15 protein-coding genes are annotated in these 22,729 nt (G+C 34.7%); 6 read left to right on the top strand and 9 right to left on the bottom strand.

Features of this window, described 5'->3' with window-relative positions:
• Window positions 1-315: 315 nt before the first annotated feature.
• Both QZ659_RS14215 and pafA read right to left on the bottom strand, forming a co-directional pair.
• Window positions 316-5,772, bottom strand: coding sequence for a T9SS-dependent choice-of-anchor J family protein (locus QZ659_RS14215; RefSeq protein WP_291726529.1), 5,457 nt, complete (start codon window positions 5,770-5,772; stop codon window positions 316-318).
• Window positions 5,773-6,025: 253 nt separating this feature from the next.
• Window positions 6,026-7,702: an alkaline phosphatase PafA gene (pafA, locus tag QZ659_RS14210; protein ID WP_291726527.1), complete on the bottom strand. Its 1,677-nt coding sequence runs from the start codon at window positions 7,700-7,702 to the stop codon at window positions 6,026-6,028.
• A gap of 145 nt (window positions 7,703-7,847) precedes the next feature.
• Here pafA and QZ659_RS14205 point away from each other — a divergent pair, with 145 nt between their 5' ends.
• Together QZ659_RS14205 and QZ659_RS14200 are read left to right on the top strand one after the other, a co-directional pair.
• Window positions 7,848-9,701, top strand: coding sequence for an ABC transporter ATP-binding protein (locus QZ659_RS14205; RefSeq protein ID WP_291726525.1), 1,854 nt, complete (start codon window positions 7,848-7,850; stop codon window positions 9,699-9,701).
• Window positions 9,702-9,978: 277 nt separating this feature from the next.
• Window positions 9,979-11,046: a YncE family protein gene (locus QZ659_RS14200; protein ID WP_291726523.1), complete on the top strand. Its 1,068-nt coding sequence runs from the start codon at window positions 9,979-9,981 to the stop codon at window positions 11,044-11,046.
• A gap of 2 nt (window positions 11,047-11,048) precedes the next feature.
• Here QZ659_RS14200 and QZ659_RS14195 read toward each other — a convergent pair whose 3' ends face one another.
• The 7 genes from QZ659_RS14195 to QZ659_RS14165 form a co-directional block, all read right to left on the bottom strand.
• A complete protein-coding gene (locus tag QZ659_RS14195; protein WP_291726521.1) occupies window positions 11,049-11,378 on the bottom strand; it encodes a hypothetical protein in 330 nt (109 codons plus the stop codon).
• A gap of 84 nt (window positions 11,379-11,462) precedes the next feature.
• Window positions 11,463-13,661, bottom strand: a complete 2,199-nt coding sequence (locus tag QZ659_RS14190) for a DUF349 domain-containing protein (RefSeq protein ID WP_291726519.1) — start codon at window positions 13,659-13,661, stop codon at window positions 11,463-11,465.
• Window positions 13,662-13,871: 210 nt separating this feature from the next.
• Window positions 13,872-14,441, bottom strand: coding sequence for an AtpZ/AtpI family protein (locus tag QZ659_RS14185; protein ID WP_291726517.1), 570 nt, complete (start codon window positions 14,439-14,441; stop codon window positions 13,872-13,874).
• Entirely contained in the window at window positions 14,401-14,859 is a 459-nt protein-coding gene (locus QZ659_RS14180; protein ID WP_291726515.1) for a bactofilin family protein, read from the bottom strand. The genes QZ659_RS14185 and QZ659_RS14180 overlap by 41 nt, the downstream gene beginning before the upstream one ends.
• A 356-nt stretch (window positions 14,860-15,215) precedes the next feature.
• Window positions 15,216-16,010 carry a hypothetical protein gene (locus tag QZ659_RS14175; RefSeq protein WP_291726513.1) on the bottom strand — a complete coding sequence of 265 codons (795 nt, stop codon included), beginning with the start codon at window positions 16,008-16,010 and terminating at the stop codon, window positions 15,216-15,218.
• Window positions 16,011-16,056: 46 nt separating this feature from the next.
• Window positions 16,057-16,899, bottom strand: a complete 843-nt coding sequence (locus QZ659_RS14170) for a hypothetical protein (RefSeq protein WP_291726511.1) — start codon at window positions 16,897-16,899, stop codon at window positions 16,057-16,059.
• Window positions 16,900-17,079: 180 nt separating this feature from the next.
• Window positions 17,080-17,508: an STAS/SEC14 domain-containing protein gene (locus QZ659_RS14165; RefSeq protein WP_291726509.1), complete on the bottom strand. Its 429-nt coding sequence runs from the start codon at window positions 17,506-17,508 to the stop codon at window positions 17,080-17,082.
• A gap of 252 nt (window positions 17,509-17,760) precedes the next feature.
• Here QZ659_RS14165 and QZ659_RS14160 point away from each other — a divergent pair, with 252 nt between their 5' ends.
• From QZ659_RS14160 to QZ659_RS14145, 4 genes are all read left to right on the top strand, one after another.
• Entirely contained in the window at window positions 17,761-19,362 is a 1,602-nt protein-coding gene (locus tag QZ659_RS14160) for an MBOAT family O-acyltransferase (RefSeq protein WP_291726507.1), read from the top strand.
• Between the two features lie 14 nt (window positions 19,363-19,376).
• The gene (locus tag QZ659_RS14155; RefSeq protein WP_291726505.1) at window positions 19,377-19,979 is read left to right on the top strand and encodes a hypothetical protein; all 603 of its coding nucleotides are present in this window, start codon (window positions 19,377-19,379) and stop codon (window positions 19,977-19,979) included.
• A gap of 180 nt (window positions 19,980-20,159) precedes the next feature.
• The gene (locus QZ659_RS14150) at window positions 20,160-21,308 is read left to right on the top strand and encodes a glycosyltransferase (RefSeq protein WP_291726503.1); all 1,149 of its coding nucleotides are present in this window, start codon (window positions 20,160-20,162) and stop codon (window positions 21,306-21,308) included.
• A 175-nt stretch (window positions 21,309-21,483) separates the two neighbouring features.
• Window positions 21,484-22,728 carry an ABC transporter permease gene (locus tag QZ659_RS14145; RefSeq protein ID WP_291726501.1) on the top strand — a complete coding sequence of 415 codons (1,245 nt, stop codon included), beginning with the start codon at window positions 21,484-21,486 and terminating at the stop codon, window positions 22,726-22,728.
• Window position 22,729: the final 1 nt, after the last annotated feature.

Genomic DNA, 22,729 nt, shown 5'->3' with positions numbered 1-22,729 from the left:
CCTTTTGCAGTCTTGGGTATCTAAACTATCAAAAATTGCTTTTTTGTGAAATTAAGTAGTTGAGTAGTACAATTTAGTTTATAAAAACTATTGTCAAGGTCTGTTTTTTTCTTCGAAAAGACCCTTGACAAAGTTAAAATTCAACTTTTTATAAAATTGCACTAGCTTTTGAAAATAACAAAATTATACCAGTTAACTACTTAAACGTTTTCTACTATTGTAATTTTTTAAATAAGCTACTTAAATTCCATAAAGTAAAAAGCAACCCTATTTCTAAGGTTGCTTTTTTAGTTTGAAAAAATATGTTAGAAGATTTTATTTCTCAATAACAATCTTACGAGTAACGACTCCTTTTTCAGATTTGAGCTGAATTGTATAAAGAGCTGAAGCATACTTTGTCAAATTTAATTGATATGATGTAGCATCTTTAGGCAATTCAATAGTTTCTAGAACTCGTCCTAATTGGTCAGTCAAAATAAGTGTAATAGGGTCTGTATTTTGTCCTAAATCAATTTGGAAGATACCATCTGCACTAGGGTTTGGATAGATACGAAGAGCTTTAATAACTTCTTCTTCCTCTCCTACTACTACTGGGTCTGGCACTCTAAAGAATACGGTACGAGTTTGAATAGAACAACCATTTTCATACGTAACCAAAGCAGAATAATTACCACTTTCAGTTGGCGTAATTGTTTCTCCAGAGAGAGAAGCATCTTGTTCACCTTCAAATACCCAAACAACATTTGAAATCGTAGCTTCAGATTCTACAAAAAGAGTTTCTTCTGTCTCACGAAGATAAGCAGGTGGAACGCTCAAACGCTCTATATTTATACTAGCAGAAGATCTACTACAACCATTTTGCTCAATTGTAACAATATATTCTCCTGCTGTACTGACATCAATAGAATTTCCAGCATCTCGGCGAACTACTCTACCATTTCTACTCCAGTTGTAAGTTACTCCAGCAATTTCGTCTGCTGTAAGTGTTACTTCGCTACCTGGACAGAATGTAGAATCAGAAGCGACAACAGAAACTGAAGGCAGTGAAGTAACTACTACTTGGATTTGGTCAGTAGCTGAACATCCATCTTCTGTAACAGTAAGCGTGTATTGTCCAGATTCTGTAACAAATACTTCTCGCTCTGTTCCTACTACTACACTATCTAGCGTCCAAGAATAAGTTGCATTGGCTGCTTCTACCGCTCTAAGTGTTCCATTATCGCAGAAATTAGCTGTTACACCATTTATAATTTCAGCAGTAGGTGCATAGTTAAGTGTTACGTTAGTAAACGAAGATGTTGTTGTACAAATACCTCTCGTAATACGTACTTGATAATTTCCATTACGAGTAACAGTAAATACATTTGAGTTAGTATCATCTATTACTACTCCATTTACAAGCCACGCATACGTAGCACTATCTACTCTGTTTGCAGTAAGCGTTGTACTTGCATCACAGCTACGGATACTTGTGCCTTCTTCAATTGTAGCTTCAATAGGTGTTTCTACAATAGCTTCTACTCTTGTACGTGAACTTTCTAAACCTCTGAGTCCTACAACACTGATGTAGTACGTTGTATTTTGACTAATTGTTGGCGTTACAAAAGTAGCATTAGCTGTTTGAGCAACAAGTACGCCTCCTGTTTCTTCCACATAGACATTAAATACAGAACCACTACCACTAAGTACAATTTTAGCAGATCCTGTTCCACAAGTTGATGTAGTAGATACAACAGTTGGAGCTTCTGGGAATGTACTTGCGTTTGCTTGCGCAGCTTGAGACTGAACAGCACCATTTAAAGCAATAAGTCTATAAGAATAGAAAGTATCTGGATTCAATCCAGTATGTTCAAACGACGTTGTAGCTCCAGAAGTAATATTGGAGATTACAGTATTTCCTATGTAAAGTACATAGCCAGTAGCTCCACTTACAGCCGTCCACGACAAATTAATTTGAGAAGTAGAAATACCTTCTGCTCTAAATTGTGTTGGAGTACCTACTGTTACTGGTGGAGCTCCACCACCACCTCCAGTAATTCCACAGGCAGCAGGTGCTGTAAATAAAGCTGTAGAAGTAAATGTACAACTTGTACTGAAAGATGCTGTTACATCTACATCATTTCCATCAGCAACAAGATTTGTTAGTGTTACAGTCTGTGGACTTGTTGTCGTAGTAAATGTTTGTCCATTAACTACCAAACTTCCAGCAGGGTTACTATACGTAACTGTAACTGTTGCTGTATATCTATCATTAGCACAAGCTGTTTGGCTTACTAAAGAAATTCCTGTAATACTACAAGGAAGAGGATCTCCGATAGCCAATCCACCAGCAGCATTTCCATTACCAAATCCATTGTTAATAGTTGCAGCAACAGCATGGTTTGTTGTAAGATAAGCCGAGCTTGTGATAGCATGTGCTGTATTAGTAGCTCCATTTGCATTTGGTGTCGCTGGAGTTACATTACTAATAGCTCCACCAGTACGTTGCATTTTAGCATCTGTTGTCCAAGATTTGCCTGTTGCAGTTTCCCAACCTGTTTTTTCAGCATCTGTGTAATATAGAGTAACTCCTATATTTTCTGTAGATGGAGTAGTTGGTGTGATAAGCAAAGACTTTTCGGTAAGTCCATTTGATGCTCCAGCATTTGTATATGCAACTTGTCCTGTACCTGCTCTATCGATAGCTACTGTTGTACAACCATAATCATGAGTAGTAGTATTTTCCAGTTTAGCCATTACTTTATTGTTAGAGCTAATAACATAAACTGTACTGTTTGGTCCTAAGTATACTTGCTTAGAAGCAGTAGCATCTTCTACTGGATATTGTTGCAAACTGCTTCCTGTCAACACAATATCATCTATCGTAAAAGGAGGGTTCGTTCCAACAGAACCATCATTATCCCATCTCCATACTAAGTATAGCGTAGCTTGGTTTTCACAAGCAGCAGGAAGTGTAACTGAATATGCTGTAGTATTGGGATTATCTACAAAAGGATCAACCAAAGTAACTGTAGTAGGTGTTCCATTTACATTATCAGCAGGACCAGTAATATTTGTGAAAGGACCTGTTGGTGAGGTAGAATACATTAAACGTCCATAATCATACACATTACCAGAACTATAAGACTCACCATCTACTTTAAAGTTGAAGCTAAGTTGTAAATTTGTTGATCCTACTGTATTGATGGCAGGAGATACCAAACGAGTTCTTGAAGTACTACCAGTAGAATACTCTGGCAAACGGCTAGTAGTATTGTTAGTGATATATGCACTATTATTACCTGTTATGCCTCCATTCTCACCAAAGACCCAAACATTACTTCCTGTTGTAACATCTGCTACCGTCCAGCCTGCTGATGGCACCCCAAGTGTTTGTCCTTCAAAATTTTCCTCAAATAAAGTTTGAGTTACTAAAAGTGTGATATCATCATTATCATTTACAGTAAGTGTGTGTACATTATTTGTACCCAAAATAGCATCTGTTCCTACTACTGCAAGTGTAAGCTCAAGATTTTCAACTGCTTCTAAAGCATTGTCATCAAATACTCTTACTACTACATTTTGTGATGTAGCAGATCCATTAGTAAAAGTAAGCGTTGGAGTCTGAAGCACATAATCTTGTCCTGCTGTCATAGTTCCTGCTGTTGCTGTTACATTTACTGTAACATCAGAAGGAGGAGCGAGACTAATATCTACTGGAATGCTTACATCTTGATAACCTCTACAATCTACTGTTCCAGTAGAAGAGTTTTCTGTGATAGTACCTGTAGTAGCATTAAACTGTACCTCTGGACGAGCATCATAAATTCTGATATTATCAATCCAAAGATTATTTCCATTATCATTTGTGGTAACGAATCTTACTTTGATACTTTGTCCGATATACGCATTTAAAGACGCTGATTCTCTGCGCCAATTCGTTGCTGATGTAGGAAAAAATGCTGACGTAGAAGCAGGTGTAACTGTCGCCAAGGCATCTCCTGCTTTATCATAAATAGCTGTCGGATTCCAAGTAACTCCACAATCTGTTGAAACTTCAATAACTAATCTTTCACTTGCTGTTGCATTTCTTCTACGATAAGCAACATCAAACTCTACTGCTGCACTTGCCAAGCCAGCACCAGTAAGGTCAATAGCAGGAGACACCAAAATATCCTCTTGTCCTGAACCTGTATAAGAGTGATGTCTTAATAGAGCAGCAACAGTACGATTTCCATCTGAATCAACCAAAGTAGGCGTGCCATCAGCTACCCAAAGGTTACAATCATTATCTGGGTTTTGTACTTGCCAAGATGCAGGAGGAAACGAACTACCTTCAAAGTCAGCTACAATAGGCAAAGCTCCATTCCCTAAGGTAAAGTCAGAATCAGACAAATCAGAATCTGTGAAAGGGTCAGCTACACCATTTGGAAGAACTGAACGAGCTTCAAAAGTATGTGCTCCTTGTGTTACACCAGTAATATCATTTAAAGTAAGGTCTAAAGTACCATTTTGAGCTACATTTATTGTATTAAACGTTTGCGTCTCAGAAAAAGAACCATCTAATCCATACTCTATCGTGATGCTTGTAAGATTGCTTGTTCCATAGTTTTTGATACGAATAGAAGGCGTAACTGTACTGCTACAAGCATCCCCAACTGGATTCAAGACAGCTAAAACACCTGCATCATCAGCATTTGGTGGAATAGCTGCTTCAGAATTGATAAGTGAAAAACGGAATGTTTCTAAGATAGTACGCATACGAATAGCTTGGTCATTCGTAAAAATATTCATACATGCATCATCCGAATAATCCATATAGTTTTCTACCATATCTGGCGCATCTACTGGCGAGTCAGTACAAGAGTTTGTACCTGTAGCACATCCAAAATTAGAGCTAGCAGCATTTGGAGTATCTGCACAAAAATCATCTACTGTACACCCATTTACACCTCCTGGTGGATCGCCCCAAATATGGCGAAGACCAAGCCAGTGTCCAATCTCGTGAGTAGCTGTTCTTCCTAAGTTATAAGGCGCACCTCCACTTGGAAGAGTTTCTCCTCCAACAGAGCTTGTCGTCATCACTACTCCATCAGTTGTCATGTCTACAGGATCACAATCCATTCCACCCAAAGTAGTTTGTGGAAACTGTGCATATCCTAGAATTCCTCCACTAATATCTACACACCAAAAGTTCATATATACTGCACCATCATAACCTTGTGTTACTGTAGTAAATGGTTTAATAGTGCCATCAATAAAACCTGTTCCATAAGGAGGCGCACCCCAACCTTGTGCATTTCTATCAATACGATTCACTCCTATTTCTGCTCCAAAACCTGAACCATCTGGTCTTCTTTGTGCTAAACGGAACTCAATCTTTGTATCTGCTCCGTCTGGATGATTATTAAAACCATTTGTTCCTGTACGACGACGAAAATCATCATTCAATGTTTCAATTTGAGATTCTATAAGAGCATAAGAGATATTATCGCCTGTTCCAATAGGTTCTCCATCATGAATGACATGAACCACGATAGGAATAATATACACTCCATCTACAATATGGAAATTTGCTCCACCTTGTCCTGTTTCCTTGTTTTCCTTTATGATAGGAGCAATACGTTGCTCAAACTCTTCTAGCGTTCCTAAATTGGGATTGTTTGCTCTTAAGATTGCATCTTGCTCCATGGTTGCACAACGGATTACTCCATTTTGCTGTGCAAAAGAAGTATTTATGCAAGCGAGCATAATACAAATCACTCCCCACATAGGTAGTAGTAATTTTCTCATGACTATTTTGATTAGTAAGATTAAAATAAAAAATTATAAATAACTTGAATAACTCATCTAGTGCAGAGTTGCTATTCATTAGTTTCCGACAAAAATATAATATTTTTTTTCAGATTCATAAAGCTATTTGTAAGAATATTTGGCAAAAGCACCTATTAACTTAATTTTTAACATTTTTATCTAAAAAAAACAGTTTCTTTTTGGGAAACTGCCTTTAAATTAACTTCATTAATCTTCTTTATCCATCAATGATTCATTCGAAAATTTCTACAACAGGATTTCCTATACATCCACTTGGTTGCTGAAGTTTTAGTAGAGCTGCCATAGTAGCAGCAATATCTGTAATATCTACTCTGCGATAGGTTTTGCCATTCTTAATATTTTTACCAAAGAATAGAAGTGGCACTTGCGTATCATAGGTATAAGGAGTCCCATGAGTTGTTCCCCCTTTTTTATAATACGAATCCATATAGCCTGACTGAAACAAGAAGGAAACATCTGGAGAAAGTCTTGGATTAAATCCATTTTGGATAAGCTGTAAGAATCCTGTACGTTGTATTTGTTTACTCAGTTCAGTAGCTGTAATGGCTTGTAAGATGCCTTTTTTAGTAAGTAGAAACTCACTCACTTGCTTTTGTACTTCCTCTAACGAAATATTTTCTTCAAGTAATAGTTTTCTATTTAAGAACACGTCTTGGTCGCCCATATAGCTCACAAACTCTCCATCGCCGTGAATATCTTCTAAATAATTATTTAGTTCTATTTTCATAGAATCCCATTCTATATAATCAGCATCAAATTTTAAATCGTGTAAATGTGATGGTGTGGGTGCACCTGCATGGTCGGCTGTAAGAAACACAGTGTATTCTCCTTCTCCAATATTTTTGTCTAAAAACTCAAAAAAAGAAGCCAAATCTCTATCCAGTCTCAAATATGTATCTTGAACTTCTACTGAATAAATACCATAACGATGCCCTACATAATCTGTGGCTGAAAAACTAAGTGTTAGAAAATCTGTAACTGCATCTTTTCCTAATTCTTCCTTTAGAATAGCTTCTTGGGCAAAATCTTTCAAAAAACTATTAGCTAGTGCTGTATAAGGAAACTGTCTGTATTTTCTATCTTTATCATATTCATCTATAAAATAGGGAAAAGTTGCTTTTTTCTCTTTTGTTGGATGCTTTTCATATTTATTTTCATCAGCAAGGCTTCCTGTATAGGTTTCTAAAGGCAAAAGCAGCTCCCAGCCCTTTTTCATATAGGCATCTGGTAATTTTTTATCATTAAATTCTTTTACCCATTTAGGTAATTCATCAAAATAATAAGTGCTACTAATCATCTTTCCAGAACTTGCATCATGCCAATACGCACCGTTAGGAATATGTCCTGCTGGCAAAATTGCACTTCTATCTTTTATTGAAACTCCTACTACTTTCGCTTGTTGATTAGTTGCCAAACGAAGTTCGTCTGTAATTGTACTCGTCTTTAAATTGAGAGGCGACATTTTCCCACTCTTGTCTTCTGGACTTGCCGTTCCCAAACCTTTTACAGTGTTGTCTTCTGCACAATAAAACATTCTGTCTTCTGCTCTGCTATACCAATAGTTGTTTATGATTCCATGATTCATTGGTGTTGTCCCTGTAAAAATAGAAGCATGACCAGGAGCTGTGTTGGTGGGCGTATAGTTATAGTGCGTATTTTCACAAGAAAAACCTTCATTTAAAAGCCTCTTAAAACCATTATCAGAATAGTGGTCATAAAAACGATACAAATAATCGTAACGCATTTGGTCGACAACAATACCTACAACTAACTTAGGACGTGATTGAGTTAAATTATCTTTTTTTTCTGTTTGACTAAAAAGCTCATTAGCAACAAAAAAGCAAGATAAAAAGCTAAAAAAAGCTACTGATTTTGTAAATAAATTCATATTTTATTTTAAATTATTACTGGTTTTATATTGACTGCAAAGGTAGGTATTTTTTGAATCTTTGTCCTCCAAACTACTTAAACTATTTTGTCTTAAATTTGTAAGAGAAATACAAAATAATCAGACTGAATATTGATAATAAAATATGGCTAAACTTGATGGTACTCAAAAAAAAACTGACAAACTAACACTCAAAGAACAAGCGAAGGCTCTCAATTACCTGCCTCGTTTTTTTAAACTGATTTGGCAAACCAGCCCACGTTTTGCCTTTACAACACTCATTCTCAGAGTTTTTAAAGCAGTTATTCCACTCATTACACTTTATGTAGGCAAACTTATCATAGATGAGATTGTCAGATTAATAAACTCTGAAACTGCCTTTGAACTTATTTCAGAAGACACAAAATACCTTTGGATACTGGTCGGAATAGAACTTGGACTAACTGTTTTTTCAGAGATTTTGAGCCGAATGATTACGCTGACAGATAACCTTTTGGGAGATTTGGTGGCTAATCATACTTCGGTTTTGCTTATTAGGCATTCTTCAAAGCTAGATTTAGAACAGTTTGAAGACTCTACTTTTTACGACAAGCTAGAGCGAGCCAGACAACAAACAGCAGGACGAATTATTCTGATGTCTCAAGTTTTATCTCAAGGACAAGATATTATTACGCTCGTCTCACTTGCCATCGGATTGGTAGCTTTCAATGGGTGGCTGATTCTGATTTTGGCACTGGCTCTTATTCCTGCCTTTTTGGGAGAAACTCATTTCAACGAACGTGCGTATTCTCTTTCCCTCAACTGGACACCCGAAAGGCGAGAACTGGACTACTTACGCTATATTGGGGCAAGCGATTTTTCAGCTAAAGAACTCAAAGTATTTAGCTTGTCTGATTTTTTAGCCAATCGTTTTAAAAACCTTTCTGATAATTATTACAATGAAAACAAAAAACTCACTCAAAAACGAGCTTTTTGGGGAAGCGTTTTTTCAGTTATCGGAACAGCGTCTTATTATGTGGCGTATGTTATTATCATTGTTGAGACAATTACAAAAGTTATTTCACTAGGAGATTTGACATTTTTGGCTGGTTCTTTTGAAAGATTACGCCAAATGCTCCAACAGATTATGAATCGCTTTTCTAGTATTGCACAAAGCGCACTGTATTTGAAAGATTTATTTGAATTTTTGGAATTAGAACCTCTCATTCCTGTTACAGAAGCACAAAGAGATGTTCCTAATCCTATCAAAGAAGGATTTGTTTTTGAAAATGTAGGGTTCAAATATCAAAATCAAGAGCGTTATGCTATCAAAAATCTTTCATTTACACTTCATAAAGGCGAAAAACTAGCACTTGTCGGAGAAAATGGAGCAGGAAAAACAACCCTTGTAAAACTTTTAGCTCGTCTTTATGACCCAACCGAAGGTAGAATTTTATTAGACGGACACGATTTAAGAGAATACAATCCCACTCAACTTCGCAACCTAATAGGTGTAATTTTTCAAGATTTTGTAAAATTTGAACTTACGGCTGCTGAAAATATAGCTGTTGGAAATATAAATGAGCGAGAAAATAAAACACTTATTGCAGATTCGGCTCACAAGAGTTTGGCAGATAGTGTAGTAGAAAAGTTACCAGAAAAATATGAACAAATGTTGGGTAGAAAATTTATTGGTGGCGTTTCGCTTTCTGGTGGAGAGTGGCAAAAAGTGGCTTTAGGACGTGCTTATATGCGTGATGCACAGCTTTATATTTTGGACGAACCCACAGCAGCACTAGACGCACGAGCCGAACACGAAGTTTTTGAGCGTTTTTCAAAACTCATTGAGGGAAAAACTGCCGTTTTGATTTCGCACCGTTTTTCAACGGTAAGAATGGCAGACCGTATTTTGGTACTTCAAAATGGTAGTGTTTTGGAAATTGGTTCGCACGAAGAACTCATAGAAAAAAATGGAAAATATGCTGAACTATTTAATTTACAGGCAGAGGGGTATAAGTAAATGATGAATTGTGAATGGTAAATTATAAGGAACTAGGGATTAAAACTTTGGTCTACTCTAACGAGACTGACCTAACTTTATTAAGGTCAGACCGATAGGTCAGTACCGATATAAAATATAATCCCAAGTTCACTTTGAATTAATACCCCAACTTTGCCCTGTTCTGTGTCTCACAGAACCTCAAAGATATCTTTATGTCTAATATATTTTTTCTTACGGCAAGTTTCTTGTTCTAACTAAAACAAAAATTTCAAATCCTATCAAATCATAAATTTCAATGAAAAATATCTTACGTCTTTCGTACTTTTTTCTTCTTTCTCTCTCATTATTTTCTTGTGAAATAGATAGCCAATCGCCTATCGGAACGGATGAAGGCGAACCTTCAAGAGATTATCAGAATGGCTTTTTTGTGGTCAATGAAGGAAATTTTAGTTGGGGAAAAGGCACTCTCACTTTTATCCATCAAAATGGAATTGACAAAGGAACAGTTGAAAATAACATTTTCGAAAGAGTAAATAATGAGCCTTTGGGAAATGTGGCGCAATCAATGACCATCCATAATGGAATGGGCTATATTGTAGTTAATAATTCACAGAAAGTAGAAGTGGTAAATCCTACAACATTGGAAAAAGTAGCTACCATCGCAAACCTACACTCTCCTCGTTATTTTGTTGGAATAAATGACACAAAAGCCTATATCACAACCATTTACAGAGATTTAATTTATATAGTTGATTTGGAAAGCAATCAAATTACTGGAGAAATTCGTACGACAGACTGGACAGAAAAAATGGTAAAATTAGGCGACTATGTTTGGGTAACTTCTCACGATGCTGATAAAGTTTGGGTTATAGATACAAATAGCGATGAAATTATTCATACTGTTACAACACCAACAGGCTCAAAAACCATTGTAGCAGACGAAGCTCAAAACAGAATTTGGATTTTGGCAACAGGTTCAGATACAGAGCGAGCAAGGCTCATCACATCTTCACTTTCTGATGTAAGAAGTAGTGAGAGCAGAGTTTTTGAAGAAAATCAGCGTCCACAGTTTTTGAGTATGTACAATAATGATTTGTACTGGATTATGGATAACAACTTATATCAAATTTCTAGTTTTCAAATAGATTCTCGTCTGCCACAGATTCCATTTATTGAAGGTTTGGGAACTCAAAATACACTCATTTATAATGCTGTTATTTCCCCTAAAAATGGACGTTTGCTCTTTGCTGATGCCTTAGATTACCAACAAGAAGGCTATATTTTTGAATACGATTTAGCAAACAAAAGAGAGGTCGAACGCTACAAAGTGGGTGTTATTCCAAATGACATTTGTTTTAAGTAAAGCTAGGCTATTTGAAAAATAGCAAAAGCCAAGAAAAACCAAGGAAGCAAAATCCCTAAAAATAACATAAAAACTCCAATCTTTCCAGCTATTTTGAAAGTGGCAGATTTTCTTATCGTCAAAATAGAAATGATGATAAGAATAATACCAAAGAGTGTTCGCTGTCCGATTCCTTTTGTTACTAAAGAAGGTTGTATGTCTCCTTTTTGTGCGACTTTTTGTAACGTTTCTTGAAGCATCTGGTAAATAGTGTATTCTGTTGTAAGCTGAAAAGCAAAAAACAGAATGCCTAAAACAAGGACTAGAACATTGAAGAAAATATCTTTTTTCATTTGATAATTAGGTTTAATAAAAAAGCATTCTACTCAAAATTATTGAATAGAATGCTTTTGATAAAATCAATTTACTGAGTAATTCTAGTTTTCAGCATCCTCTTTAGAAGTTTCTGCATTTGCTTCTACTTCTTTTGATTCTTCTGCATTTTCCTCATTTTTTTCTTCTTTTGGAGGAGTTGTCAAAATTTTAAGCTGATTTTCGATAGCTGCAATTTCAGCCTTTGCTTTTGCAATCTTGTCGTTAAACTCTTCACGAAGTTTATCAGCCGTTTTAGATTTTGCAAAAAACTCAATATTGTTTTGCCAAAGATTGATTTCATTTTCCAAATCTGTGATTTTACGCTTGAGTTTGTTTTCGCTCTGCTTAAAGTCTCCAGCCATTTTTGGATTGTTTTCAATCGCCTTTGCTTGTGTTTTGAAGTGGAACGACTGTGCTTCTTCTGCACTTAGTTCAGAGTTTTTCATAAACAAAGCATTCACTTCATCAAAACGGTCTTGTATGCTACGAATATTCTTACGAGGAACAAAACCGATTTCGTGGAATTTCAAATGAAGCTCTTGCAATTTTTTAGTATCATTTGACTTTGATTTTGCAAGTTCTTCAATTTGGTTACAAATATCCTGCTTTTGTTTCAAGTTAGCTTCCTGTGCAGCATCTTGTTCTTTATAACGATTACGACGACGCTCAAAGAAGTGGTCAGCAGCTCCTTTAAATTGTTGATAAACTGTTTCACGGTGCTTCTCTGGAACATGTCCGATTTCTCTCCACTCACTTTGCAACGCCTTCAACTGATTAGCTGCATTGTTCCAATCTGTGCTATCTTTTAGCTCTTCTGCCTTCTTGATAAGCTCTTGCTTTTTGGCTAAGTTTTCTTCTCTAGCAGCATCTAATTTTTCAAAAAACTCTGATTTGTGTTGGAAGAATAATTTGAAATTATCCCAAAACTGCTTGTTCAAGCTCTTGGCTACTTCACGAGGAGCAGGTCCTGTAGCATCCCACTGCTTTTGAAGCTCTACCAATTCTTGTGTTTTGTTGTTCCAATCTCTGATTCTGTCTGCATCAAAGTTTACAAACTCTTCTACTTTCAAACAAAGGTCTTGTTTGATTTTCATGTTTTCTTGTAACTGCGCTTTGAAATTTTCTGCATACTCTCTACGAGCATCATAAATTTTATCAGAAGCTACTTTGAAGCGTTCCCAAAGCTGCTCACGGTCTGCTCTCGGCACAGGACCAATGCGCTTATATTCTTGGTGTAAACGGTTAAGTTCGGCTACGGCTTCGTTTATTTTTTCATATTCTAAAAGCTCTTCTGCACGAACTACTAAAGCTGTTTTTGCTTTCAAATTACGCTCACGGTCAAGGGCTAAAAGCTCTCTTTCTTGTGATTTCTGATTGTAGAAAAGGTCTAATAAAGCCTTGTAGTTTCTGTAGATTTCGTCAGCTTCTTGCATCGGAACATAACCAATGCTTTTGAACTCTGTTTGAATTTCTTTTACTCTATCAAATTCTCCTTTTCTTGAAAGCTCACTTGGTTTAGATGTATCTGTAAGCGAACGAAGTTCTTCTATAAGAGCTTGTTTTTTCTTGAGGTTGTTCTGTTTTTCACTTTCTAGCTTTTGATAATGATTGCGTTTTGCCTCTTTTATCGCCTTGAAGTTCTCATAGAACATTCCTGTAAGGTCATCTTGTTGGAATGAGAAACCTTCTTTTTCCTCTTCATTTTGAGCAGATTCTTCATATTTTTTGCGTGCTTCTTCTCTTTCTTGTTCTGTAAAAGCATCTATAAACTCTCTGATTTTAGAAACTTGGTCGTCTAAATAACGAAAATTTACTTTCTGATTCTCTCCTTCTTTTGCCTGTGCTGCAAACATTGCACTTTTTGAAACTAACTCTTCTTTTGTAAGAGTAGAGTAATCTTCTTGAGGGAGCGTTTCTATTTCTCTTTTTTCTGATTCAGAATCTTCTTTTTCTGTATCATCTGTTTTTTCTTCTTCTGAAGCATTGATTTCTTCGCTTTCTTTTCTGATAGCATCTAAGTCTTCTTGGCTTACTTCATCATCTACTTCTTCAGCAGATTCGTCTTTTAGTTCTGTTTCTTCTCTGTTGCTTTCAGCTTCTTGGACAATCTCCTTAGAAATTGCATTGTCCATACTTACGCTTGCTTCACTTCCCACTTCAATATTTTCTGTATTGTCTTCAATACTGTTTTTTGTAGTTTGAGTCGTGTTGTTTTGCTCTGTGTTTGCGTTGTTTAGGTTCTCGTTTTCTTCGTTCATCATAATAGTTACAAGATAAAAATCGGCAAATAATTAATAAAATATTGTCTGTTGCTATTCTCTTGATTTTTAAAAAATAGTCTATCAAACAATATACATAATGCAGTTTTAACAGAATGTAGTAGCATTACTACACTCATTAGCAAAGTTAGAAAAAATAAAATGAAATGAATGAGTTTTTGAGTAAATAAAAAAATACAAAAAACTAAAGATTTAGTCTTTTGTATTTTTAGTGTTTTCGTCTTCTTTTTGGTCGGCATTGAGTTGCCTTATGAGGTGATAGAAGGTGGCTGTTAGACCTAAGAAAATCAGTACAATAGTAAAAACAGGAAAATCAAGTTCCATTTTTTTATCTAGCCAATTTCCTGCAAAACTTCCCAAAATCACTGAACCTATCATTTCTGCACCAATACCTCCATATTTGAGATATTTATTGGGTGGTTTGGCTAAAGCCTCTTCTCTTTTTTTAGAAGCTATATTAATTTTTTCTGTATAAGAATTTTTGAATGTAGGTTCTGGTTCTATTTTTTTTGGAGAAATAGGAATATTTACTTCAGTTTCTTCTTCTACTTCAAAATCATTCAAAGAATCCTCTTGAAAGTGATAGTGCTTTTCTTTTTCCTCTTCCTTAGAATTTAGATGGTTTCTGACATTTTGTTCAAACTTATCTTCTATGCCATCCAGTCTTTTTTCTAATTCTTTATAGAGTTCATCTTCTAGATTATCATCTTTATTTTGAGCATTATCTTGAGGTTGCGAGTTCTCGTTCTTTTGGTTTGCCATTTAGTACAGGTTTAGATGTTCCGTTTAGTGCAGAACTTGATAGAGAAGTTGTTACTTTTGGAGCTTCTCCAACTTTGCACTGTCCATTTATTTTAGCCCCTGGTTCTGTTATCATTCTTAGTGTGCATACATCACCATTGATAACTGCATTGGCTTTTAGAATAAGCAATTCTGCTACAAAAATGTTTCCTGTAACCTCACCTTCTATCTCTGCATTGCTAGATACTAGATTTCCCTCTAGCTTAGAACCAGCCCCTAACGCTACCTTAGATTTAGAAGTGATATTTCCATTTATTTCTCCATCTATTCTTATATTTCCTTGTGTGAGCAAATCTCCTATAATCTTTGTGCCTTTACCTATGATATTATTTGCTTCCACTTCTGCCGAACTTACTGTTTGTTTTTTTGATTGGAACATAGCCATAATTAGTGTGTATTATCAATTAAAATAGTTTGTTTTTAAAAAACTCTCTCTCTTAATTCGTAAATAAATTTCTTCTAAGTTAATAGTATAGGATAGTATTATCAGATGATTTCTATTAATGCTAAGCATTGAATATAACCAAATACTTTTGTTTTTATGTATTTAAGGAAGCAATTTGGTTTTTTTCTGCTAAAAAAGCAAATTATTGCTTCATTAAAAAGCTATCAGAATTATGATTTATTTATACATCTGATAAAAAACCTTTGATTTTCAAACGCTTAAACAAAACAAAAATTGCATTATTTCAATAAAAGTTTATTTACATAAGCACAAGCACACTGCCATTGCTACTATCTTTTCTTCAATTTTGAGCCAATTCGAAAGCCACAAGCAACATCTATCATCATAAACTTATATTTTTTTTCTAACTCTAAGTACTCTAGATTGAACAAACCCCAATCATTCAACTCAAAAGGTGTAGGACGTTTATCTATAGGCGTATTGGCAATATATCGAAACCCAACGCCAAAATAAAAATTGCTTATCCAAGTTTTGGCAAACCTCCCCTTCCAACCTTTTATATACTGTAACCCTACCGAACGCCTTCTTACTCTATAATCTGTTTCCATTCCTTCTCCAAACACTGACCAACTTTGCGTGTTTTCATCAAATAAATACTCTTCATATACAAACTGGTTTTCCTTATAATTTACATTGCGAAACATTAGTTTTATGGCGTGATATGATGCTTTTTGAGGATTGCTTTTCGTATAAAGACGTATTTCTGGCTTGATAGCATAACTAGGGTAGGAAGAATATAGATTTCTGTTATTATCACTTTGGCTTCCTGTTAGATTAAAAATATAACCTATATCAGTATAAATCGATAGTTTATCTTTTAAGAAATATTCTGTTCCAAAATAAATCGTAGGACAAGGCTCAAAAAGAGCTAGAGGAGATAAATAAAAATCCATATCTGCTCTTTTGTATTCAGAAAATCTTAGCTTTTTGATTTTGCGCTCTACAATGATAGTATCATATTCATAATAATAATTTACTGTGTCTTTCTGAGCAAGTAAAAATTGGTCTGTTGTGAAATATGTAAGCAAAAAAAGTAATAGAGATAGAAAATGTTGTTTTTTCATGTTTTTTTATTGATTGATATGTTGTTATTTAACCTAAATCAAATATTTATTTTTTTATTATTCCACCAAATCGCACGCCGAGTGCAAAATCCATAGTAATAATTTTATAGGCTTTGTTAAAAGCAAGAAACTCTAAGTTTAACTCTTCAAGAAGATTGTCTTCAGCTTGTAGTGGATTGAAAGCTTTGTTTTCTGGCTGGTTAGAAATATAACGTACTCCTACACCTGCATAAAGATTGGAATTTATTCCTTTGATGAATCTTTTTTTAGTTCCTATAAGAAATTGAAGCCCTAGTGTTTGTCGTTTTACCCTATAAATAGACATATTTTCATCTCCTATGGCTGACCAAGTATTTGTAAGCGTACTAAAAGCATATTCTTCATGCACTCTCTGATTTTTCAAATAATTGACATTTCTCCATATTAGGCGCAGACCGTAATAAGAGGCATCTTTTGAGTTACTATTTTGTCTGTACCAACGAATTTCAGGTTTAATGGTATAATTTGCCTTTGCAGAATTTAGAATAGTTTGGTCTGTGGCATCTTCCTGTGCAGATACAGTTCTATCTACTTGAGTATTTAATTCTGCACCTGTGATATTTACCATATATCCCAAATCTACAAAAAGAGAGAGTTTATCCTTGAGAAAATATTCTCCTCCTATATATATAGTTGGGCGTGGTTCGATCAGTGCAAGTGGAGAAAAATAAATATCTATATCCCCTGCTTTATAATTACTTGATACTAAGTCTTTGTTTATTAGTTTAATTTTCCGTTTTGTATAGATGGTATCATAAGATGTAGTTGTATTTTGTGCTAATAGAGTTGTTGTACAGTAAAAAATAGTAATGAGCAAAAAAAGATTTTTAATATAGATAATATAAGACATAGCAAATCAGTAATCATTATTCTATTAAACAAATTAATATGGATACGTAAGATGAGCTTCTTTTGTGGCAATAATTACTAATAAATTATAATTCTTGATAAACTCTAAAACCTAAAAAGCAGATTATCAGAGTATATGCTCTAATTAATCTGCTTATCAAGTACATTATAATTTTGAGATTTAGGTTGGACACTTCATCCATTCTTTTGCCTCTTCTTCCTTATCAAAATAGGCTGCATTGATTTTGATATTTGTTTTTTCAACAACTCCTAATATAACATGCATCATGTTTGTTTGTAGCTTTGTTTTGGGTTTTACTATCCCAACATCTACTTGATTCTGTGCTAGTTTATAAAATTGGGGGCTAAAATAAGATGCAAACCAACTACGAGCCGAAAAAGGTACAGAAAGAGGATTCTCATCATCATCTATAACAGATAAAATAATTTTCTGATACGGTTTTGTCTTTGCGCTTTCCAATACAGCAGAATAGGCAGCTTTATAGTTTTGTTCGCTTACTTTGCTTTGTAAACGGATGAGATAATAGCCCGTTTCATCGCAAATATATGAAGTAGCACTCTCATCAGAGCTTTTATACAGTAGATTCATTGTTTAACTTTCTTTTAATGTGTAGCTGGGGAAATAGTAGTCTGAGGAAATAAAATTATACCTCTACGATACTAAAATACACAAAAAATATCTCTGATTAAGATTTTAGAATCCAAAAACCTAATTTTATGCTCTTTTCATCTTTAATTTTAAATTTTTCTAAAATAGAATCCTTTTTTTTAGTAGTTTTGAAACTGCTTTGCTAATAGCTTCTAACTCCATCTAAAAATCTATATTGCTTTTTAACTTTTTATGGAAAGTGTTTGGGAAATCCTTTCGTACAAAAAAAACGAACCTCTCATTTTTACCAATGTTTGGTTTTGGGTTTTGTTTGCGTTCGTACTTTTCATTTATCAGTTTGTTAAAGATGGAAGCATCAATAGCGTAAAGTACAAACTCTCTGGAGATTCGTTTGGAAGAAAAGAAACCTCACAGATTGCCAGAACTCTTTTTCTTGCTGTTTTCAGCCTCTATTTTTACTATCTTTCAAGTGGATGGTTCTTTTTGCTACTCATTTTTTCTACGGTGGTAGATTATTTTATTGGAGAAGGAATTTTTAAAAGTGATGACGAAAAGCATAGAAAACTTCTTGTTACAATTAGTGTAATCATAAATTTGTCTGTCTTAGCCTATTTCAAATATACTTTTTTCTTTGTAGATTCTCTCAACACCACTTCCGAATGGCTTACAGGAACGTCGTGGGAACTTGCGAAAACAGACTATTTAGCCTATTTCCTCAACCTTGTAGTAGGAAAACCTTATTTCGAAACAGATACTATTTTTCTTCCTGTCGGCATTTCTTTTTATACTTTTCAAACCATTAGTTATTCGGTAGATATTTACAGAAGAGAACTCAAGCCTGTAAATAATATTATTGATTTTGGTTTTTATGTTAGCTTTTTCCCTCAACTCGTTGCAGGACCAATTGTAAGAGCATCCGAGTTTGTCCCACAGATTTATCAAAAATATAAACTCTCTGAAACAGAATACAACGAAGCCATTTTTCTGATTATTAATGGTTTGGTAAAGAAAATGATGATTTCGGATTATATTTCTGCCAATTATGTTGATAGAGTTTTTGCAGAGCCATTTCAATATACAGGTTTTGAAAACTTGATGGCAGTTTATGGCTATGCGATTCAGATTTATTGCGATTTTTCGGGTTATACAGACATTGCAATTGGAGTGGCATTGCTTTTAGGCTTTCGTTTGCCTATCAACTTCAACTCACCTTATAAGGCAACCAGTATTACAGATTTTTGGCGTAGATGGCACATTTCGCTTTCTTCTTGGCTAAGAGATTATCTTTATATTCCACTTGGAGGAAACCGAAAAGGCAAAGTAAGAACTTACGTAAACCTATTCTTGACCATGCTTTTGGGTGGGCTTTGGCACGGTAATGCTTGGCGTTTCGTGATTTGGGGTGCGCTTCATGGTGTTGCTCTAGCTGTTCATAAACTTTGGCTTACCTTCGTAGATATTCCAGAAACGTGGCAGAAATCAAAAGTATATAATCTTGTCATGCTCATCATTACGTTTCACTTTGTTTGTTTGTGTTGGATGTATTTCCGTGCTGCTGATGTAGCTACAGTAAACCTAATGCTAGAACAAATTTTCTATAAGTTTGAAGTAGCAGGAGTTTTTGAAAGGCTTGCAGCATATAAGACTATTTTTTCCGTCATGCTGTTAGGTTTTGTAATCCATTGGCTTCCAGAAGACATCAAAACAGCTACAAAAACTACCTTCGCAGAGCTTCCAGACCTCATAAAAGCGATTATCATTGTAGCGATTATTTTATTTGTCTTCCAATTCAAAACAGCAGGGATTCAGCCTTTTATTTATTTTCAGTTTTAGAAATATTAGATAAAATGAAAAATATTTTAGTAAAAATAGGCTTTGTACTTTGCTTCTACTTACTCACTACTGCTTCCTATTCACAAAAATTGAATACTGTTTATGTAGGGTATTCTTCTGATAGCTTATCAAGGACAAATGGATTAACATTTGAAAATGATTCTATACTTGAATTTCATTATGTTCCATTTCATATTGGTTATGGGAGATACTATGTAAAAATGAAGTATGAGCAAAAAGATAATATCATATACATAGAAAAAGCAAACATAGAAATGCAAGATACTTTTCTTTTGAAAAATATTCCATCTTATTATTTTGAAAAAGACATTGTTTTGGAAATTGATGAAAAAGCAATCATTGATAAAAAAGATAATCGTGTTTACGTAAAACAGAAAGATATTAGAAAGAACAAACATAAAATGGTTTTTGTGTTTAATGGAAAGGAATATCGACAATACTCACGCAAAGAAAGAAAAAGACTAGCAAGGGAAATTAAATTAGAAGATTCTATAGATTATAACATTACTATTTATAAAGGATTAGAAGCCTATCTAAAATATGGCTATGAAGCTGTTTTGGGTGGGGTAATTGAAATTGAGGAGAAAGGAAATTAAATTCTTGCCGTTCGTTGGTGTTTTAGCGTAGCGACACCAACAACTTTTCACCTCATGTCCAGTATCTAAAAATATAACCTCATCCTGCCTTTCATCCTAAAAATCCTACCAATCCTTTAACAATCAAGAAACAGTATTTTCTACCTCACTCTCCTAATTTTCTGGCTTTACATTCTAGCCTTGCTTATTCTGATTTATGGCTGGCATAGAACACCTATTTTTATTCCTAAACAAACAAATAAAAATAGTAAGATTCGTTTTTCTGTTTTGATTCCTGTTCGGAACGAGGCTGAAAATATTACTAATCTTCTAAATGATTTAGCCTTACAAGATTTAGACACATCAAATTTCGAAGTCTTAGTTTTAGATGATAATTCAGAAGACAATACAGCCGAAATTGTTAGAAATTTCATTTCAAAAGCTCCTTATTCTTTGCAGCTTATTTCAGTTCCTGCTGCTGGCTCTGCACATAAAAAACGAGCTATTACTTTAGGAGTTTCAAAAGCAAAATATGAGTATATTATTACCACAGACGGAGATTGTAGAGTAGATAAAAGTTGGCTTTCTACCTTTTCTAATTTCATAGAAAGTAAGTCTAAGACAAGTCAAGAGGCATTTTTCATTGCTGGCGCAGTTCGCTTAAATCATACAAGAGATTTTTTTGCAGCTCTGCAAGCCTCTGAATTTGCTACGCTGATTGGAACTGGTGGGGCAGCTCTAAACCTAGGCTTTCCTTTTACTTGCAATGGTGCAAATATGGCATATTCAAAAGAAAAATTTATAGAACTAGGAGGTTATCAGAGTGATGAAACGAACAAGGATGAAGGGTATAAAATTTCTTCTGGAGATGATGAGTTTTTACTTCACAAGTTTCATAAAAAATACGCTCAACATATATTTTTCTTAAAATCAAAGAAAGCCATTGTAGAAACAGAAGCTACAAAGACTTGGAAACAGTTTTACCACCAACGAAAACGCTGGGCAAGTAAATGGAATCAACACAAAAAAATAAGCCATGCAGCCATCAGTGTTTTTGTATTTGTCGTACAAGTCTTGACATTACTGACATTAGTTTCTATGACTTCAACATTAATGAATGCAAACTTTGAAGTATTTGATGTAGAATATATAAACTATTTGTACTGTACTTTTTTTATCAGAATGCTTACAGAATTAATTTTCTTATTTTCTATTTTAATTTTCTTAAAACAAAAAAGAGTAATTTTTACGCTGCCTTTTTGGTGGATATTTTATAGCTTCTATGCTATTTTTTTTGGAATCGTAGCACAAAAAAAAGGCTATCAGTGGAAAGGCAGACAAACAAAATAATTAGGCAATATTGGGTAATATCACGTTAGCCACTTTTATTTTGAAATAAGAATAGTTTTTATGTATCTTTCTTAGTAAATTAGTCGCTTAAAGAATGTTTCTCATTACAAATATACCTTGAGAACAAATAATTAGCATATCATAATATTATATATACTGCGCTTTCCTTTATTAAATGGCTTCAGAATTTGAGCATATATCACCTTCCTCACAAATACGCAAACGCTTATTGAGTCATAAGCCTGCTATGTTTGGACTTATTGTAATTCTGTTTGCTATTTTTATTGCTCTTGCTGGACATACCATTATGCCAGACAAAACCCCTGATGCCAACGATGGGGCAATACAGATAAGCAAGCAAATGCCTATTTTTGAAACCAAAATTTTAAAGTTTAGAAAAAGGCTAGAAACTCAACACGCAGGTTTTTTTGAAAGCATTTATAACGGAGACGAAACAGATTACATCATTACTCCTATCGATACTTTCAGAATTGTGGGTGATACAGTTTTCTACAAAGTATATGGTAAAAAGCAAGAAGAAGAAGCCTTCTCTCTCATTTATGCAACTAAACCTGTCTTTACTGGGCATTCTAATTTGCTTTCCGACGACTCACTCCATTATAATTACCAAATTAAGGGCGATACAGTACGTTATGTAGATATTCAGAAGCGCATCAGAACAACAACACTTTTCGAACTCAAAGAAGAATTTCAAAAAGAAAATATAGAAACTCGCACCTATTGGCTAGGAACAGACCGTTTGGGCAGAGATATTCTAAGTCGTTTGATGTACGGAACACGTATTTCTCTGATGATTGGAACAATAGCTGTCTTGATTTCTTTGGCTTTGGGTGTAACTCTAGGAGCTTTATCTGGATATTTTGATGGTTGGATAGATAATGCCATTCATTGGTTTATGACAGTAGTCTGGTCAATACCTAGTATTATGCTTGTTATTGCCATTACGATTGTACTTCAAAGCAAAGGAGTTTGGGTAGCTTTCGTAGCAGTCGGACTTACCATGTGGGTAGAAATTGCACGTATCGTAAGAGGTAAAATCAAAGCTATCAAGAGAAAACCTTTCATTGAGGCAACTCACGCTTTTGGTATGAGCCATTGGAGAATTATATTCCGTCATATTTTACCAAATATGTTGGGGGAAATAGTAGTCGTTACCACCTCAAATTTTGCAGCAGCTATATTAATAGAAGCAGGATTGAGCTTTCTAGGACTAGGCGTAAAGCCTCCGACTCCTTCTTGGGGAATGATGGTTTCTGAAGGTTATTCTGTTATCGGAACAAGCAATAGTTGGCATTTAATTGTCTTTCCAAGTCTTTGTATCAGCCTTTTAGTGCTTGCTTTCAACCTTTTAGGAAATGGATTGAGAGATGCTTACGACCCTAATACAAACCATGGATAAA

This window comes from Bernardetia sp. (assembly GCF_020630935.1).
In the GTDB taxonomy this organism is placed as follows: domain Bacteria; phylum Bacteroidota; class Bacteroidia; order Cytophagales; family Bernardetiaceae; genus Bernardetia.
The sequence above is the reverse complement of the archived record's forward strand: the minus strand, read 5'-3'. Positions and strand labels throughout refer to the sequence as shown.

Bases quoted from the DNA above. Each gene is read 5' to 3' on its own strand.
- QZ659_RS14215 (WP_291726529.1), bottom strand. From the start codon at position 5,772: ATGAGAAAATTACTACTACCTATGTGGGGAGTGATTTGTATTATGCTC.
- pafA (WP_291726527.1), bottom strand. From the start codon at position 7,702: ATGAATTTATTTACAAAATCAGTAGCTTTTTTTAGCTTTTTATCTTGC.
- QZ659_RS14205 (WP_291726525.1), top strand. From the start codon at position 7,848: ATGGCTAAACTTGATGGTACTCAAAAAAAAACTGACAAACTAACACTC.
- QZ659_RS14200 (WP_291726523.1), top strand. From the start codon at position 9,979: ATGAAAAATATCTTACGTCTTTCGTACTTTTTTCTTCTTTCTCTCTCA.
- QZ659_RS14195 (WP_291726521.1), bottom strand. From the start codon at position 11,378: ATGAAAAAAGATATTTTCTTCAATGTTCTAGTCCTTGTTTTAGGCATT.
- QZ659_RS14190 (WP_291726519.1), bottom strand. From the start codon at position 13,661: ATGATGAACGAAGAAAACGAGAACCTAAACAACGCAAACACAGAGCAA.
- QZ659_RS14185 (WP_291726517.1), bottom strand. From the start codon at position 14,441: ATGGCAAACCAAAAGAACGAGAACTCGCAACCTCAAGATAATGCTCAA.
- QZ659_RS14180 (WP_291726515.1), bottom strand. From the start codon at position 14,859: ATGTTCCAATCAAAAAAACAAACAGTAAGTTCGGCAGAAGTGGAAGCA.
- QZ659_RS14175 (WP_291726513.1), bottom strand. From the start codon at position 16,010: ATGAAAAAACAACATTTTCTATCTCTATTACTTTTTTTGCTTACATAT.
- QZ659_RS14170 (WP_291726511.1), bottom strand. From the start codon at position 16,899: ATGTCTTATATTATCTATATTAAAAATCTTTTTTTGCTCATTACTATT.
- QZ659_RS14165 (WP_291726509.1), bottom strand. From the start codon at position 17,508: ATGAATCTACTGTATAAAAGCTCTGATGAGAGTGCTACTTCATATATT.
- QZ659_RS14160 (WP_291726507.1), top strand. From the start codon at position 17,761: ATGGAAAGTGTTTGGGAAATCCTTTCGTACAAAAAAAACGAACCTCTC.
- QZ659_RS14155 (WP_291726505.1), top strand. From the start codon at position 19,377: ATGAAAAATATTTTAGTAAAAATAGGCTTTGTACTTTGCTTCTACTTA.
- QZ659_RS14145 (WP_291726501.1), top strand. From the start codon at position 21,484: ATGGCTTCAGAATTTGAGCATATATCACCTTCCTCACAAATACGCAAA.